This window comes from Slackia sp., assembly GCF_977041755.1.
On record NZ_CDRRGL010000036.1, the window covers coordinates 1 to 16,635 of the forward strand.

Consider the following 16,635-nt stretch of genomic DNA (forward strand, 5'->3'; position numbering starts at 1 on the left):
TTGTGCTGCCAGGGCTGCATGGGCTATAAAATGGTCGAGATTGAGAAAATGAACGCCGAACGGGGAGAATGAATCGGCTTCGCAAGGAGGGAATCCATGAACGAGAATACGATCGAGCACATTGGCATGGCGCTTGCCGACAGGGCGTACGCCTATCGATTGTTCCACGTTGCGCTTGGCGCGGAGCCGAACGCGGAAGAGTTGAGCGTTCTTTCAAGCGAGCAAACGCGCGCGGTGTTCGGCCGCTTGGCGGAAGCCGACGTGGCGAAGGGGAAGCGCCTTGCGACGTGGGATGAGGGAATCAAGATTGATTCGACGCGTTCGGACGCCCTTACGCGTATGGCGGAATTGTGCGCTGTTCTAGGCGAGCGCCAAGCGAATGACCCGGCATACGCTGAAGCGGTAAAAGTCGCGTTCAACAAGCTGTTCATGGTGCCCGGCGGTTCGTATGTTTACCCATGGGAGTCGCCGTATTTGGGCAAGGATGCGACGCTTTTCAAGGAAAGCACGCTCGACGTGCGCGAGCGCTACGCGAAATACGGCTTTGAGGCCGAAATGAAGGGCCATTTCCCCGAAGACCATATTGCCATGATGATGCAGTTCCTCGCGTGTTTGGCTGACGAGTCGTACGAGGCGTTTGCCGATGGGGATGACGCTCGCGTGCGCGAATTGCTCGGCGCCCAGCAGGCGTTTTTGTTGGCGCATCTGGGCGAATGGCTCGAGGCGTTCAACGAGGAACTCTATCGCAAAGACGAATCGGGCGTGTTCTTCCAGGTCGTCGAATCGCTGCGCGCTTTTGTCGCGTGCGACGTCGATTTCGTAGGCGAGTTGGTTGCTTCAGGCGAGCTGGAAGGCTAACGCCGTGGATGCGAAGGAATACGTTGCCGCATTTGACGTGGTGAAAGCCAGTTTCGAGAAATCGGTCGCGGAATTCGGTTTGCCGTTTGAGGCGAAGGAGACGCAGCTTCGCGAGATGCGCGCGTGCGTGGCGGAGCAATGCGGCTGCCATTGCGAAAACGGGAATGCGAGCTTGTGGCGAAACTGGATTTCGCCTGCGTGCATTGCGTGTCGTACGGGCGAGCGAACGGCGACGTTCTTCGTTTCGCTTAAGTGCTCGAGGCATTGCTATTTCTGCTTCAATCCCAATCAGGAAGACTACGAGTATTGGCTTTCGCACAAGCGTGACATTGCGGGCGAGCTGCGCGAGGCGCATGCCGCGGGAGCGAGCTTCGATTGTTTGGCGATTACCGGCGGCGAGCCGCTGCTGTTCAAAAGCGACGTGTACGCATTCCTCGATGCGGCGCGCGAGCTGTACCCGCAGGCGCACGTGCGCCTGTACACGTGCGGCGATTTTCTCGACGATGCGTGCTTGGCGGAGCTGCGCGATCGCGGCTTGGATGAGGTCCGTTTTAGCGTGAAGCTCGATGGCGACGAGGCCCTTGCGCCCGAGCACGCGCGTACGCTCGACGCGATTGAGCGCGCGGTTGCCTTCATTCCCGATGTTATGGTCGAAATGCCTGTTGGGCCGCATGATGGGCCGGCGATGAAAGAGCTTCTGGTTCGTCTTGATGAGATGGGCGTTCGCGGCGTGAATCTGCTGGAATTTGGCTTTCCGCTGTGCAATGCCGAGGCGTTTGCGCAGCGCGGCTTGGAGCTTCGCCAGAACCCGTATCCCATTCTGTACAACTACTGGTATGCGGGTGGGCTGCCCGTCGCAGGCAGCGAGGCGGAATGCCTGGAGCTTATGCGCTTCGCGGCCGAGCGCGGGCTGAAGCTCGGGGTGCACTATTGCTCGCTCGATAATAAGAATACGGGCCAGATTTACCAGCAGAACAAGGGTTTCCTGCTCGATAAGGCTTTCGCGGCGGCGCATGGCTGGCTCCATTTTGACGAAGGTGATTATTTCCTGAAGTGTGTGAAGGCTGTTGGCGACGATGCGAGCACGGTTCTCGGCTGGGCTTTGGAGGAGGGCCCTGTCGCAGCGGAACGGGATGCGATGAGCGATCGGGTCGCGGCTGGCGAGCAGGCTGTGGCGGCCGAGCAGGTTGCGGAAAACGAGCGGGTCGTGGCTGGTGGACAGAGTGCGAAGGACAAGCGGGCTGCGGTGAATGAAGCGCCCTCGGCGGCCGTGCGCTTTGTTGATTACGACGAGTCGACGCAGGTGGTGGCGCTTCCTTGTAAGTGGCTGGCTGATGCGCGAAACGCGTTTCCGACAGTCGATTTCATTGAGAGCCTGAATGTGGTTGAGTTGGATGACTCGGGCATGCCCGTCGTGCGCGAGGTGGATGCTCGAATCGTGTTGTAATAAGGCGGAAACTCGGCACGATAGTTATTACGTTCGTGATAATACTGCGTTATTGCTCGTAATTATCATGTTCGCTATAATTTGTCGTATAAAACCATGAATTATTACGGACGTGATAATATGCGAATTTACGATGCGGCCGATTTTGGGCGTGCGGTAAGGACGTTCCGCAAGGCGAAGGGCTACACGCAGCAGCAAATCGCCGATCTGTCGGGGTGCAGCCTTATGTTCGTCTCGAACCTCGAGCGCGGAAAGGAAACGGCCGAGCTGGGCAAGGCGCTCGCCATTCTTGCGACCATTGGTGTCGACGTTCACGCCGACGCGAGGGGAGGTGCGAAATGAGGTTGAGCATCGGGGTCGAATTCGACGGCGCCTATCGTTCCGTTGGCGTGATTGTGACCAAGCCAGGCATTGGCGCGGTTTTCTCCTATGACAAAGAATGGGTCGAGGGCGCTTCTTGTTGGCCCCTTTCCCTATCGATTCCCATTGGCGAGGCGGGGTATCCCGATCGAGTCATAAGGCCGTATTTCGAGGGGCTTCTGCCTGAGGAGTATTCTCGGAGCGTCATTGTTCGCGAGCTGGGCGTTTCCAGCCACAGCTATCTAAAGATCCTCGCTGCGTTGGGCGACGAATGCATAGGTGCTGTTCTTGTTTCGAATGAAGGCGTCAAAGGTGACGATGAGAGCCTTTTGCCGCACTACACGCCGCTTGACGAGGAAACCTTTGAATCGCTTGCCGCACGGGAATATGCGGTTTCATCTGAAATTGCGGCAGAAAGTAGGCTTTCTCTTGCGGGATCCCAATCCAAAGTCGGACTTTACCGTGATCCGGTTGACGGCTCGTGGTGGGTGCCTCGGGGGACCGCGCCGTCGAATTGCATTGTTAAACCGAACAGTAGTCGCTTTGACGGGATTGTAGACAACGAGCTGTTTTGTCTCGACGTTGCTCGCGCGAGCGGAATATCTGTTCCTTCTGCATATGCGGCACCAACGCAAGTGCCGATGCTCGTCGTCGAGCGGTATGATAGGAAACCTTGTCCAGCGGATGCGCCGATTGACGGACACGTGCGGTTTCTTCGCCTCCACCAAGAAGATTTTTGCCAAGCGCTTGGCATGCTGGGTGCTGAAAAATACGAGGAGTCTCGCAGGAGCTATGCACGCAGTATGGCGGACGCGCTGCGCAGGTATGCATCAAATCCCATCGAGGACATCTTGCGGCTCTTTGATTTGATTGCATTCAATTACATCATCGGCAATTGCGATGCTCATCTGAAGAATTATTCACTCATGCGCAGCGATAATTGGCGCGAGCTCTCGTTGGCTCCTGCGTATGATTTGGTTTCGACGACGGTTTATCCCGAACTGACTACTGCCATGGGCTTGTATGTTGGTGAAAAGAAGCGACTCGAGGCCGTCGAACGGGCAGATTTTGTTGAATTGGGGCATTCCATGGGATTGAGTCGCAGGGCAGCTGAAACGCGCATCGATACGTTGCGTGATCGCGTTGTCGCGGCGTTTGAAGTGCAAGCCGCCGACGGCGCCGATAGTAAAATCGCGCGGGCCATTGCGCACCAGTCGAAAAAGCGCATCGAGAAGCTGGCCGTGGCATAAGGGCAACGCAAGTGCGCTCGTCAAACTTCGTAGGCGCGTCATCCGCCTGCGCCCATCGGTTTCGCTAGTACCAGGACAGTGTGCCCGATTGCTCCAGCTTGCCTGCGCGGTTCATGCGCCTGACATACGCGAGCATCTGACCCGTGCACATGCCGTCGTCATCGGGAGATTTTTCAATGACCGAAGCCTCGTTTGTAGCGCGGTTGATGGATACCAAACCCGTTCGACTGGCGCCATGGGGTAGGTATTCATATGTGGCCGTTGTGCCATCGTCCGTTTTCTTCGCAAATGTCAGCATCGATTATCCATTCGGCTATCGTGCGGCCAGCTTTCGGTCGCTTTCAGCGATTGTATCGCGGCTCATCTCGGCATTTCTCCTTTATTTGAATATGGGGGAGGGGTCGAACAGTTCCTTGCTATCGACCGAATAGCCCCTCGTAATGCCCCTTTTATCATGACGGGGGTCTATAATGTTTGCAGAAAAAAAGAGCCTCCTTGCGGAGGCTCTTGACGAGTCGAAGTTCCCCTACGGGAAGTCATGCACGAGGCAGAGGACATTTTTGGCTAAGCCGTATTTTGACTCGCAGTGTCGATGTAACTGGTAATCGACGCCACAACTGTAGCACAGCACAAAGGAGCTGGACAACATGAATTTGAGGAATTGTTCGGGACCGTATAACATTGGCCTCGATATGGGAACCGGTTCCGTTGGCTGGGCGGTGACGGACGGCCAGGGCAAGTTGCTGCATTTCAAAAAACAGCCAACGTGGGGTAGTCGTTTGTTCGATAGCGCTCAACCTGCGTCTGAGGCGCGCGTCCATCGCGGCCAGCGACGTCGATACGTGCGTCGCCGTTGGCGTCTTGATTTGCTGCAGGCTCTCTTCGCGGACGAGATGGCGCAGGTCGACCCAGGGTTTTTCGATCGCATCAATCATTCACGCACCATCGAAGGCGATCCGATCTTCGCCAAAGACTTCACCAAAGCGGACTATTTCGATAATTTCCCAACCATCTATCATCTTCGCGCCTATCTCATGGAAACTGATGAGCAAGCCGATCTTCGTTTAATCTACCTTGCGATTCATAACATCGTTAAGCATCGCGGTAATTTTCTTCGTCAAGGCGAAAAACTTACGGCTAAAACCGCCAAGACCTCCGATGCCCTTAAGAAACTGAATGACGCTCTCCTGTCATGGTGCGAATCAAGGGAATACGAGTGCGAAAAAACTAACGAGGGTGCTGCGGCTCAGATTCTGGCGGACGAACGCTCGTCGCGTTCTCAAAAGGCCAAAGATTTACAAGAGCTCGTAAAGGTCGATACTGGCGATTCGACAATCAGCAAGAAGCTCTCTAAGGCGCTGGCAAGTGCCATCGTGGGCCTTCAATGTGAATTCAAAGATATATTCGGCGATTTCGAGTGCGAAGCGACCAAGCTTGCGCTTTCGGACGACGAAAAGCTCGAAGCGCTTCAGGCAGCGTGTCCTGACGACTCGACGGAACTCCTCGATGCCATATGTGGGGTCTATTCTGCCTATGTGCTTCAGGGTCTTTTGTCGTACGCGGAAGGCGAGACCATTTCGCGCAACATGATTAAGAAATATGAATGCTACGCGAACGACCTTGATTGCCTTAAGTCGCTCGTGCGAGCGTATGCCCCAGATTCGTATAGCTCGATGTTCCGTGGCGCGACCTATCACGATGCGAATGCGGACGACCCGTCTCGCGACTACGATGCATCTAAAGCCGCTGGTTACACTGCCTATAATTTGCACAAGCTGTCTTACGACGATTTCGCTAAGTCGGTGAAGAAGCTCTTTGCTGGAACGGGGGCGGAATCCGACGAGCGCTACATCCAGATGATGGATGCGTTTGACAAGCAACGATTCCTGCGTCGCCTGAAGACGAGCGACAACGGCGCAATTTACTATCAGCTGCACCTTGAAGAGCTGCAGGCAATTCTCAAGAATCAAGGGCGCTTCTATTCGTTCCTTAAAACCGATGCGGATAAGATCGAGAGCTTGGTCACGTTCCGCATTCCGTACTATGTTGGGCCGCTTACGCCCAAAAACGCCGCGCATGATTCACATGGCAAATGCCGATTCCAGTGGTCGGAACGCAAGCCTGGTATGGATGATGCCGTTATTACGCCTTGGAATTGGGAAAGCGTAATTGACAAGAACAAGAGCGCCGAAAACTTCATTATGCGCATGACAGGCGACTGTACCTATCTTGCGGGAGAGAAGGTTCTGCCCAAGCAGTCGCTGCTTTACGAGGAGTTCTGCGTTCTTAACGAGCTCAATGGCGTTCGCTGGTCGGAAGATGGAGATACATGGTGTCGACTCGATGCTGCCCAGCGCGAAGGCATTATTCAAGATTTGTTCCACGAGAAGCGTCGCGTGACGTACAAGATGATTGCAGATTGGCTTGTACGTGAGGGTGATGCGAGGAGCCCTATTGTGCGAGGCGGCCAAGGCGAAAGCGGTCTTGAGTCCAAGATGGGCTCGTATATCTTCTTTGCAAAAGACATTTTCGGCGTTGGGGAATTGAGCTCGGAAGAGTTCCCTGTTATCGAGAAAATAATTCTGTGGAACACGCTGTTCGAGGACCGTTCGATTCTGAAAGAGAAGCTTCAGAGCGAGTTTGGGCCTGATGGAAGCGGCATGCTCAATGCCGACCAGATAAAGAAGATCTGCAAAAAACGTCTGACCGGGTGGGGAAGGCTGTCCAAAAAATTCCTAACGGGTATTAAGATTGACACGCAAACTGGTCGTCCCATGAGCATCATGGACGTATTGCGCGAAGGCAACCCCAGCTCTAATCGCCGCTTGGGTGAGACCATGGTGATGATGGAGGTTCTCCATGACAATACCCTTGGCTTCCAAGAGAAAATAGATGAAGCGAACCGTGAGTTTTATGCCGAAAATGGGAAAGCGATGGGCGTCAATGAGCTGCCGGGGTCCCCGGCGATTCGTCGCAGCCTTAATCAAGCAATCCGCATCGTTGACGAAATCGCGAAAATAGCGGGCCATGCACCGGAGAATATCTTTATCGAAGTGACGCGCGACGAAGATGAGCGCAAGAAGGGCAAGCGTACTGTTAAGCGGTGGGACCGCATCGAGGAAGCGCTTAAAGCTTTTAAGGCCGAGGGTGGCGAGCTTGCCGTTATGAGCGAGTTTAAGGAGCTCAAGGCGGCAAATGTCGATCTTGACGAGCGGCTGACGCTGTATTTGATGCAGAACGGTAAGTGCTTGTATTCGGGGCGTGCTATTGACCTCGAAAAGCTCATGTCTGGTTCGGGCGACTATGAGGTCGACCATATTATTCCGCGCGCTTATATCAAGGACGATAGTCTGGAAAACAAGGCGCTTGTGTATCGCGAAGCAAACCAGCGTAAGACCGACCAGCTTTTGATTGACGAGAATATTCGTCGGAAAATGAGCGCCACGTGGAGCCAGCTACACCATGCAAAGATGATTGGCGATAAGAAGTATCGCAATTTGCTTCGCTCTCATATTAACGAGAACACTATGAAGGGTTTCGTCGCGCGCCAGCTGGTCGAAACGAGTCAGATGGTGAAAATGGCTCAGGCGTTGCTCGAAGCTCGCTATGTCGATGCGGGAACCAAAATTGTTCCCGTAAAGGCGAGCATGTCGCACAACCTTCGTGAGGCGGCTGGTCTTGTTAAGTGCCGTGAAGCGAACGATTTCCATCATGCGCATGATGCGTATTTGGCATGCCGATTGGGCCTGTTCATCCAGATGCGCCATCCTGGAATATATGAAAACCCTATTGGCTATGCTCATGTGGTTCAGCAATACGTGCGTGAACAGTCCGAGCTGTTTAAGAAAACCCACCGTATGCCCGGGTCGGCTGGTTTTGTCGTCAATAGCTTTATGACCGCTGGCTTCGATTCTGAAACTGGTGAGGTCTTTGACGACGCATGGCCCAACGATGATGAGGTGAAACGCTATAGGGGGAAGTACCTTCCCGATGGCTGGAATGCGGCTGCAGAGGTTGAGGGCATTCGCAAGGCGCTCAATTATCGTCAATGTTATATTTCGAGGATGCCGCACGTCGATTCCGGAGTTTTTTGGAATGCTAATCCTATTCCGAAGAGAAACGACCCGAAGCTCAGGCTCAAGAAGGAGCTTGACCCCTTGCTCTATGGCGGGTACGACAGCAAGAAAGCTGCCTATTTCTTTATTTATGAAGCCGTTGATAAAAAGGGAAAACAAACGTTGCTAATGGCTCAGATGCCCGTTTTTCTGAGGGAAAAATTGGAAGGCTCCAACGCTGCTTTTGAGGACTATTGTCGCGAATTGACGGCGAAAACAAAGTATGAATTCTCGAAGGTTGTTATTCCGCGCTTGTTGAAATGGCAGCTTGTCGAAATTGATGGGAGCCGTTTATACGTTAGCGCTGAGGAAGAGATGAAATCAGGGTCTCAGTTGGCTTTTTCTCAGGACGAACAAGTTGATATTGCGCTGGTCTGCCAAGAAGGGTTCTTCGATGCCGAGGTAAACCAATCGACATATCGAGCCATATCTCGAGCGCTGAGAAGAGCGGAGTGTGACATGCTGGCACAAGATTTAGGGCTTGAGAACAAGTACGCTGCCTTCTGCGGTTTGGAAGTTGCTGAGCAGAAAGAGTTGCTAATTAAACTTCTCAGGCTTTGCATGGGGAATAAAAAATCTGTACCAGTTGACCTCAAGACTTTGGGCGGTGGGAAGAGCAGTGGACGATTGCGCCCTGCGCGTTACAAGGTCCCGGATTCGATTGTGATTGTCAATCAATCCGTAACGGGCATGTTCGAGAGAAGGACTCGTGTCGGGCTTTAGGAACATCGTTATCGCGAACCCTTGCAAGCTGCAATACAAGGGCGGCTATATGGTTGTTCGGCGGGAGGACGATACGACGAAAGTCCACCTATCCGAGATTTCGTCCGTCGTTCTCCAGTCCAACCAGGTATTTGTGAGCGCTTATCTGCTTTCCGAGCTCGCTAAGGCAAAGGTCGCATTTGTCGTTTCTGACGAGAAATGCGACCCTATCGGCCAGTATTTGCCGCTCTATGGGGCGCATAACACGAGCAGGCGCATTTCGGAGCAGCTTGATTGGGGCGAACCGGTCAAAAAGCGCGTATGGCAGCGTATCGTACGTGACAAGATTGCGCATCAGGCTGATGTTCTGTATGCGCGCGCTCGTGAAGGGCAAGGGAAAATGCTTCGCGACATTGTGGCGGAAGTGCGTTCTGGCGATACAACGAATCGTGAGGGGCATGCGGCTCGCTTGTACTTTAGCTCACTGTTCGGCCCCTCTTTTTCGAGAGACGATGACACCCCGTTGAATGCTGCTCTCAATTATGGTTACGCGGTTTTGCTATCGAGCGTGAACCGTGAAATCGTGGCGCGCGGGTATCTTACTCAAACGGGTATTTGCCACCGAAATGAGTTCAATCAATTCAACTTGAGCTGCGACTTTATGGAGCCGTTCAGGCCGCTCGTCGATCGGGTTGTGTTCGACAACTTTGATGGTGATTTTACGAAAGAGACTAAGCTGATTTTGGTCGACATGCTTAACCAGGGTATTGCGTACCGTGGCGGAACGTATCGTGTTGGATCGGTGATATCGCTGTATGTTGCAGACTGCTTCAAGGCGCTGAGTCGAAGGCTGTCGGTGGATGAAATCGAATCGTTCGATGTCATATGAGTGCCGGGGAAAGGGTTAGATATATGCGGCTCGTTGTGTTTTTTGACCTTCCTGTCGATACTCCTGCCCAAAGAAAAGCTTACCGGGTGTTTCGCAAGTTTCTCCTCAAAGATGGGTACTTGATGCTTCAAGAATCCGTGTATGCGAAATTGGTTGTTAACGACGGTGCGGCGGGCAGCGCGGTGCAGCGTCTTCGGAAGAATCGCCCGCCTGCGGGGCTTGTGCAAGTTCTGCGTGTAACCGAATCTCAGTTTTCGACTATGGAGTACATAACGGGCAACCGCGAAGTCTACGATGAGGTCGATACTATGGAAGAGCTTTTGGTGCTATGAAGCTTGTATTTTCGGGCTTAGAAAACCCAGTTGAGCTGCTGGTTGGCGAAACGGCGGTTCTTCAGGTTGAAAACCCAGCGCTTTTCGCGCGTATTGTTGGCTCGCTAAAAACGGGATTGGGGTGTCAGGCGCCAGAGCCGTATTCCCTATGGAATGGCGAAGATGAAGTAAAACCAAGTAATGCATTGATGGTGGTGCCCGATGTGCTGAGCCTCCCTTGGGATGACCGGTCGTTTATGGCTGCGGTAACCAAGCGAGTTGAACGTGAATTTCTGGAAGATGAGGATTTACGTCTCAAAATCGAGATTGCCGAAAGAACAATCGAAGATCATTTGGGCTCATTGAACCTGGGCTTCAATGCAGATTTGAGTTTTGGGCTAGAATGGGATTTGAAGCGCTACCTTAAGTTTTTGGGATTCGGGGTAGCGGTTCAGGAAGATAAATCGCTCCTTGATAATTTGCTCAATTTTCTTTCATTTGCTCTTGACGCTGGCTGCAGGAAGACGATCGTTTTCGTTAATCTCAAAACTTTTTTGACGGAAAATGAACTTCAGGTGCTCTATGAACACGTGTTTTTTCTAAAACTAAGCGTATTATTGCTGGAGAATAAGCCTGATGTGATGTCGTATGAGCATGAGCATAAATTAACGGTTGACCTGCAGTTTTTGGAGTATTGAAAGAGCTATCCAGTTAGATTGAACGTCTCGTCGCAGTAGGGAATTTGCTTCAATGGTTTTGGAGCAGTGTCGATCTAACTGGTAATCAAACTAGCGCCCTTGTCGTCATCCTCGCGCTCCTGTTTTGGAGCAGTGTCGATCTAACTGGTAATCAAACGGTCGAGGGCTTCGCCGCGAGGTTCGAGAGTTTTGGAGCAGTGTCGATCTAACTGGTAATCAAACTCTTTGCGGGGATAGCAACTGCCAAACCCGTTTTGGAGCAGTGTCGATCTAACTGGTAATCAAACGGCGCGCGCCTAAAGTTTGACAACTATGCAGTTTTGGAGCAGTGTCGATCTAACTGGTAATCAAACCACTAATAACTACGATATAAAGCACTGCTAGTTTTGGAGCAGTGTCGATCTAACTGGTAATCAAACGCCTCCATAGGTAACACCAAAACGGCGTATGTTTTGGAGCAGTGTCGATCTAACTGGTAATCAAACCCAATCCGAACGGCTATTGCTCGTTCTCTGTTTTGGAGCAGTGTCGATCTAACTGGTAATCAAACATTTTATTTCCTTTCGGTTGAGGTTGTTTGTTTTGGAGCAGTGTCGATCTAACTGGTAATCAAACGAGTCGCCCACCAGCACCAGGTTGCGGCTCGTTTTGGAGCAGTGTCGATCTAACTGGTAATCAAACGCTTTCCTATGTTCGGATACCAGCCTTTGGTTTTGGAGCAGTGTCGATCTAACTGGTAATCAAACTCCTTCCTCTTCGGCACTTGGCGGCATTCTGTTTTGGAGCAGTGTCGATCTAACTGGTAATCAAACGAGCCCGCGCGGTTCGAGGCAAAGGGACCGGTTTTGGAGCAGTGTCGATCTAACTGGTAATCAAACACGAGGACGAATAGACAGGAGCGGGCAAAAGTTTTGGAGCAGTGTCGATCTAACTGGTAATCAAACTTGCCGACGCGCGTCGTCGTGTCGCCGGCCTGTTTTGGAGCAGTGTCGATCTAGCTGGTAGTCAAACGGCTGAACGAGGAGGAGTGGCCAAAAGATAGTCGAGTTTAAGAAGATCGAAGACGACGGCAATGCCGCGACGTTCGAATACTACCCCGAGGGCAAGGGGGAGCCGGGTACTGTGGCCATCGATCGTAGCGCTGGCACCGTTTCCGTTCTGTCCGTATCGCCGAACGATATGCATGAGCGCTACGCGGAGCACATGTTCGCAGAAGCTCGTCGCATCCTGCGCGATAGCATCGTGCGGGATGGCGGCACCGTCTTCTGGTACTAGCCAAGCACACAACCGTTTTGGGGCAGCGTTGATCTAGCTGGTAATCAAGCCATTTTGCGCCGCCCGAACCGCACGTAGCGCGAACGCGGCGACTTCCCGCAGGCCCAGGGTTGCGGCCCCTGTCCCTCGAAGCCTGCGGGCTTATGGCTCCATTTTCGCGGGAAGGTTACGGCAAAGGAAAAGCCCGCCGAAGCGGGCCTTAGTCGTCCGAGAACTCATGGCTGGGATTGGTCGTGATACCATTCTTGAAAAGTAATCACGTCTTCCGTCGCAGCTTCGGGATATTCCCTGATGTATTCGATGATTGCGCTCGCCTCGTCGGCATCGTCGACGAACGCCCAGGTGCAAACATCGAAGTCTTTGTAGTAATCGCGAAGCCCCCGGAGGCTTGCGAATAGCTCGTCTTTCAAAGACTCGCCGATTTCTTCGCTCATTTGAGATACCTCCTGCCAGTTATGCGGTACTCGTTGAATCCTGAAATCTCAAAACTGTACGAGTAATTGCCAACGGCGATTCTGCCTTTCGTCTTCCCCTCGAACCGTGCTTTGTAGCTCTCGTTAATCGCGCTCATAACAGAGGCGTATTCGGCTTTCGGCAATTGTACCGTACTGCGTCGACGCGGAGAGAACCCAGGTGCTGTTAATCCGAATACGCGTTGCGCGTCGATGTATTCGCGGACTGATGCCCTTATTTTCTCAATCGTTTTTCGAGGTTGGAGGACAAAGGCCGATTCTGAGTCGCGGCCTTGTCGGGCAATCGATTCAGCGGCTTTCTTGCCGCTTCCGCCCGCCTTCCATTCCTCGTACGTCATACCCTCTGTAAGCTTGCTCCATCGCTCCGCATCGTCCGTCTCGAAGCCCTCCACGGCCACTATCACGGTGCACCGGCAGTTGCAAATCTCGACGTACCTCGCGGTCGGGCCGTGGCAAAGAATAAGCCTCGCATTGTTGCGGGGCTTGTGACACGCCGACGGGAATCGGCTTTCTATTATGCCATTGCGGCTTTTGGTCTTCCGGCTTTTGGAGTGTCTTCGAGCCGTGCTTCAACGGAAGCTTTGGACACCATGCGGCGGCTTCCTTCTTTCCAGGAATCAAGCAGCCCGGCATTTGCGAGTTGCGTGACGCGGGCGGTGCTCACGCCAAGCTCTCGCGCGGCATCCGCCGCCGTTATGGCTGGGATGTTCGACAGCTCGCGGGACACGGCGAGTGCGACGACCATCCCGCCGTGCTGCGGCTCATGGCCTAATTCGACTGGGGAAGCTCGCGCCCGTTCATCAGGCAATCGTCGACCATGCAGGTGAGCCAATCGGCTGCGCTCTCGCCAGCGTCTTCCAAGTCGTCGCCGAACGTGGCACCGCCCCAGTCGTTCAGGCACAAGGCCGCAACGGAGCCTTCGCCGTCATCGTAGAATTCGAATTCGCAGATATAGAACATGTCCATGCCTCTCTTTCGTGCCGTGCAAGCTCCGCCTGTCGTAGAATCGCCTCGGTTTTTTGGCCGAACGCCCCCGCTTTTTCTCCAGTTGCGCAGCTCTTCTCGCTAGCGACGCATCTCGCGGAATGTGGTTCTTGGCGTCGTGGCCTGTCGATTTGCCCCTATGTTTCGCGTCGGTCTTCATGACGCTAATTGTGCTGCTTCGGCCATCGCAAAGAAAGAGCCCCGCGTTTTTACGAGGCTGTGTCATGCTGGTGGGGGTCAGTGAGTAAATTATGCCATTGTGCGATATGACGGGTTTGCTTCGCTGACGGTCTGGGCTTACCCGGGCTTCTAGTCCTTTAAGGTTTCGATGACGGTTTCGAGCTTGCGCTTCCATGCCTTGGGGTCGCTCTCCAATCCCTTCAGCTCTTCGAGGTGCAGTACGAGCATCTTCTTGAAGGTTTCGAACTCCTGGTTGTTCATTTCCTCTTGACCCTCGTCCATGGTTTGAACCTTTCCCTTGCCTTGGTATATAGTCTACTATACAGTTTCTCGTATTTCTTTCCGTACCAGCCGCTTGATTTCGGCGTTCACGTTCCCGCATTCCTCAAGGTAGCGTATCACGTCCGCGTCAGTCTCGTTGTTGCACCTGCACACGAACGTACGCATGTGGTTCTTGATGTATTTAGTGGTCGCCCTGACCCTTGCCGCAGTCACCATGCAAGCCTCCTTTGTCGTTGTGTATAGTACACCATATAATGTCGAGCAAAAAGGAAACCCCTCTGAAGAGGGGCGAATCACTGCTTCTCTCATTCGCTGATTACCACTTTAGGGATGAGGTTTTCCAGTCTATCCTGTGGTGGTATCTTCGTTTTGGGCAGCATCGATCTAGCTGGTAATCAAGCTTTCGGGGGGTGGGTATTGAGCGTTTTGGCCGAAATACAAAAGCAATACGAAGAGCGGTACGATGGCAGAGACGAGTCGACGTTATATCGGGATTTGGTCGACACTCTAGGGGAAGACGACCGCGCGCTTTGGCAGAAAGAGGCCGATTATGACCTTGAGCACCGAAGCGAGTACTACGAGAAATACGGCGAAGATGAATTCGAGAGTCGCCTCGAAGCCGATATCGTTCGGCTGTTTGAGAACCGCGCGTAGGTTTTGGTGTAGTGCAATCTAATCGGAAATCAAGCTGGGCGTGATGAGCGCGCCGAGGTCGTGCGCCCTGGCGAGCGCGTTGTTGGCTTCCGTCACGATGTGATCGTCGATAAGGCGACAGTCAATCGGGCTCTTGAGGATGCGGTGCCAATAGCGGTCGTTCAATTCGGCCTTGAGTGCGCGATAGCCTGCAATCCAAGGCGTCGTTTTGCTCAATTTAAGAGGTGCGCGTACAGGTGCGGGGGTGCCTGGTGCTCGATTGCATTAGGCGTTCTTCGCCATGGTTCGGCTCAGTACCTTATATTGGGTCGCCATTCAAAGTGCGTCTCAACCATCTTCGCGTGGCCATAGCGCTCAGTGAGAATCTTTTCGGTGATCTTGTACGGGTCGAGCGTGTTTCCGACCTTGCCGGCGTATTCGGGCTTGAGGAATTCTTCAAGAATCGCCTCTTTGGCTTCGATCTCATCATCTGAGAGGTTCTTTTCGTCCTTGGGGCGTATGAAGACCCTTACAGCCCTGCGCGAGCCGTTTTCGCCTATCTCGAATATCGCCATTCCGCCCGCCACGCCGAAACCTCCCAAGTATCGCTAAAGTCAATTTTAGCATTTCGAGATCTCTCGAATATATAAGTGGGGGATGACGCGGTATCTCGATTCCCCATGTTCATGGGCTCGGAGGCGTTTCCGCCGTAATCTTTGAACATGCAAGGGTCTGCACATTGCTTGCTTGCGTTTTCTCGTCCCGAGAATAAACGTAGGTCGAAAGCGGCGCAACGCCTCCGTACTCGTCTGCGAAGATTCCGACGACCCGGTGTGGGCATGCGCAGATTGCGCGACGTCGCTCATGATAGCGGAACTGTCTGTTGAGGGCGGCATGAGCGGCGAGAGGACCCGTTTATGTACGGGGCGTTACTGTAGCCGGTGCTCTTCGGGGCGAGCGACGAGTTGTCGTTGCCCGCCTCTCGCCCGGTACGCCTGAGCGGCCTAGTTCGCTTTCATGCTCTTCATGGTGGTATCATTCATTCTGTTTTGATAGAGTAAAAACGCCGCGGGTTTCGTTTGGTAGACTCCGCCCGCGGCGGGCGTTTAGCGGTCCTGCTTGCGGGGCCGCTTTTCTTTTATGGCTCGCCTTATCTCAAGCGCGAACCGAAGAGCGGCTATGGGCATTCGCGGAATCGGAAAGGCGCCTTCAACGCCTCCGCTTCCTGACTGTTTTGGGTAGCGTCGATTTAATCGCAATCAAGCCGAAGTGCTGCGGGAATACCTGCCTGAATCAAGGTAATATTCGAAGAGACAATTGAGGAGGTGCTTCGCTGATGGCCGAGCTGCATACGTGGGAAGAGGTCGAAGAAAAGACCTCCGAATTCGAGAAACGCTTCGGGTATGAGCCCGTTTGGTACGGCCACGTTGATGACGTGTACGACAAGCTCGTTGAATCGCTCGAAACGGGCGAGCCGAGGTTCGCTCCGCTGCGGGAAGGCATGATGCTGTAATCCGAAGCGTACCGAAGCGGTCCTCTTGGCGTCATGCATATGAACCACGAGGTGGTCGGCAAATCGCCAAGGTCCGTCTCGCGCTTGGCAAGTTTGCGATAGTCTTGCGTACGGCGCGCGCAAGGGGTAGAAGGAGCTCGGTTAAAGTCTGGCTAGCACTCCTTGCGCCACCGCTATAAGGGTTTCCATCGGCTCACCTCCTTTTACTTCCAGGGGGGTGGGCTTTTTGTTTGCCCCGCGCCGTTGCGTCGGCCGACGCTCTTGCTGGCATCTTCTATACTAAATCCCGACGTTGATGGGAGGTCGACATGGGCTTGGATGCATTCGTCCCCTGCAATTGCTTCGAGAAGGGCAGGCTGCCGAAGCCTCCCGATCCGTTCGAGGTGGATGATCTTTTCGGGATGAAGATGGGTGCATTTCGTCGCACAAGCTTTGACGACGGAGATTTCCGTCAATCATATTCCGAAGCAGCAATTCGGTATGCGAATCCCATATTGAAAAAGGCGGCCCCGGTGATATGCCGAAGCCGCCTTCATCTGCGATTGTCTTTGCGTGCTACAGTGACGCGACCAGTTTGCCGGTTACGTAGCCTTCGGTGTAGCAGCGGCCGATTGACAGGCCACCGACGGTCAGCGGGTAATCAACGCCGCCATAGAAGCCGCCCG

The 16,635-nt window shown here is 53.5% G+C and carries 18 protein-coding genes and 1 CRISPR repeat array; of the genes, 11 read left to right on the forward strand and 7 right to left on the reverse strand.

Features of this window, described 5'->3' with window-relative positions; translation table 11 throughout:
• Window positions 1-96: 96 nt before the first annotated feature.
• From ACWI8T_RS04275 to ACWI8T_RS04290, 4 genes are all read left to right on the forward strand, one after another.
• Window positions 97-858 carry a TorD/DmsD family molecular chaperone gene (locus tag ACWI8T_RS04275; RefSeq protein WP_449138068.1) on the forward strand — a complete coding sequence of 254 codons (762 nt, stop codon included), beginning with the start codon at window positions 97-99 and terminating at the stop codon, window positions 856-858.
• Between the two features lie 4 nt (window positions 859-862).
• Window positions 863-2,305, forward strand: coding sequence for a radical SAM protein (locus ACWI8T_RS04280; protein WP_449138069.1), 1,443 nt, complete (start codon window positions 863-865; stop codon window positions 2,303-2,305).
• Between the two features lie 120 nt (window positions 2,306-2,425).
• A complete protein-coding gene (locus tag ACWI8T_RS04285) occupies window positions 2,426-2,647 on the forward strand; it encodes a helix-turn-helix domain-containing protein (protein WP_449138070.1) in 222 nt (73 codons plus the stop codon).
• Window positions 2,644-3,915 carry a HipA domain-containing protein gene (locus tag ACWI8T_RS04290; protein WP_449138071.1) on the forward strand — a complete coding sequence of 424 codons (1,272 nt, stop codon included), beginning with the start codon at window positions 2,644-2,646 and terminating at the stop codon, window positions 3,913-3,915. The genes ACWI8T_RS04285 and ACWI8T_RS04290 overlap by 4 nt, the downstream gene beginning before the upstream one ends.
• 64 nt (window positions 3,916-3,979) lie before the next feature.
• On the opposite strand, the gene ACWI8T_RS04295 is transcribed toward ACWI8T_RS04290, so the two are convergent.
• Window positions 3,980-4,213: a hypothetical protein gene (locus tag ACWI8T_RS04295; protein ID WP_449138072.1), complete on the reverse strand. Its 234-nt coding sequence runs from the start codon at window positions 4,211-4,213 to the stop codon at window positions 3,980-3,982.
• Between the two features lie 349 nt (window positions 4,214-4,562).
• On the opposite strand from ACWI8T_RS04295, the gene cas9 reads away from it, so the two are divergent.
• The 5 genes from cas9 (at window position 4,563) to ACWI8T_RS04320 (ending at window position 11,905) form a co-directional block, all read left to right on the forward strand.
• Window positions 4,563-8,753, forward strand: a complete 4,191-nt coding sequence (gene cas9 / locus ACWI8T_RS04300) for a type II CRISPR RNA-guided endonuclease Cas9 (RefSeq protein WP_449138073.1) — start codon at window positions 4,563-4,565, stop codon at window positions 8,751-8,753.
• On the forward strand, window positions 8,740-9,621 hold the full coding sequence (cas1, locus tag ACWI8T_RS04305) for a type II CRISPR-associated endonuclease Cas1 (protein ID WP_449138074.1): 882 nt from the start codon (window positions 8,740-8,742) through the stop codon (window positions 9,619-9,621). The genes cas9 and cas1 overlap by 14 nt, the downstream gene beginning before the upstream one ends.
• 23 nt (window positions 9,622-9,644) lie before the next feature.
• Window positions 9,645-9,953, forward strand: a complete 309-nt coding sequence (cas2, locus tag ACWI8T_RS04310; protein WP_449138075.1) for a CRISPR-associated endonuclease Cas2 — start codon at window positions 9,645-9,647, stop codon at window positions 9,951-9,953.
• Window positions 9,950-10,630, forward strand: a complete 681-nt coding sequence (gene csn2, locus ACWI8T_RS04315; RefSeq protein ID WP_449138076.1) for a type II-A CRISPR-associated protein Csn2 — start codon at window positions 9,950-9,952, stop codon at window positions 10,628-10,630. Before cas2 ends, csn2 begins: the two co-directional genes overlap by 4 nt.
• 55 nt (window positions 10,631-10,685) lie before the next feature.
• Window positions 10,686-11,641: a CRISPR direct-repeat array (repeat unit 36 nt; unit sequence GTTTTGGAGCAGTGTCGATCTAACTGGTAATCAAAC).
• A 111-nt stretch (window positions 11,642-11,752) separates the two neighbouring features.
• Window positions 11,753-11,905, forward strand: coding sequence for a hypothetical protein (locus tag ACWI8T_RS04320; protein ID WP_449138077.1), 153 nt, complete (start codon window positions 11,753-11,755; stop codon window positions 11,903-11,905).
• A 215-nt stretch (window positions 11,906-12,120) separates the two neighbouring features.
• On the opposite strand, the gene ACWI8T_RS04325 is transcribed toward ACWI8T_RS04320, so the two are convergent.
• The 4 genes from ACWI8T_RS04325 to ACWI8T_RS04340 all read right to left on the reverse strand — a co-directional run bounded on the left by ACWI8T_RS04325 (window position 12,121) and on the right by ACWI8T_RS04340 (window position 13,824).
• Window positions 12,121-12,339 (reverse strand): hypothetical protein, encoded by a 219-nt coding sequence (locus ACWI8T_RS04325; RefSeq protein ID WP_449138078.1) that lies wholly within the window; start codon window positions 12,337-12,339, stop codon window positions 12,121-12,123.
• 553 nt (window positions 12,340-12,892) lie between these two features.
• A complete protein-coding gene (locus ACWI8T_RS04330; RefSeq protein ID WP_449138079.1) occupies window positions 12,893-13,123 on the reverse strand; it encodes a helix-turn-helix domain-containing protein in 231 nt (76 codons plus the stop codon).
• 23 nt (window positions 13,124-13,146) lie between these two features.
• Window positions 13,147-13,344, reverse strand: coding sequence for a hypothetical protein (locus ACWI8T_RS04335; protein ID WP_449138080.1), 198 nt, complete (start codon window positions 13,342-13,344; stop codon window positions 13,147-13,149).
• Between the two features lie 327 nt (window positions 13,345-13,671).
• A complete protein-coding gene (locus ACWI8T_RS04340; protein WP_449138081.1) occupies window positions 13,672-13,824 on the reverse strand; it encodes a hypothetical protein in 153 nt (50 codons plus the stop codon).
• Window positions 13,825-14,250: 426 nt separating this feature from the next.
• On the opposite strand from ACWI8T_RS04340, the gene ACWI8T_RS04345 reads away from it, so the two are divergent.
• On the forward strand, window positions 14,251-14,478 hold the full coding sequence (locus ACWI8T_RS04345) for a hypothetical protein (RefSeq protein WP_449138082.1): 228 nt from the start codon (window positions 14,251-14,253) through the stop codon (window positions 14,476-14,478).
• Window positions 14,479-14,496: 18 nt separating this feature from the next.
• On the opposite strand, the gene ACWI8T_RS04350 is transcribed toward ACWI8T_RS04345, so the two are convergent.
• Complete coding sequence (locus ACWI8T_RS04350; protein WP_449138083.1) at window positions 14,497-14,694, reverse strand: hypothetical protein; 198 nt, start codon at window positions 14,692-14,694, stop codon at window positions 14,497-14,499.
• 74 nt (window positions 14,695-14,768) lie between these two features.
• Window positions 14,769-15,044: a hypothetical protein gene (locus tag ACWI8T_RS04355; protein ID WP_449138084.1), complete on the reverse strand. Its 276-nt coding sequence runs from the start codon at window positions 15,042-15,044 to the stop codon at window positions 14,769-14,771.
• A 749-nt stretch (window positions 15,045-15,793) separates the two neighbouring features.
• Between ACWI8T_RS04355 and ACWI8T_RS04360 the strand changes: the two genes are divergently transcribed.
• Complete coding sequence (locus ACWI8T_RS04360) at window positions 15,794-15,970, forward strand: hypothetical protein (protein ID WP_449138085.1); 177 nt, start codon at window positions 15,794-15,796, stop codon at window positions 15,968-15,970.
• The last annotated feature ends 665 nt before the right edge of the window (window positions 15,971-16,635 follow it).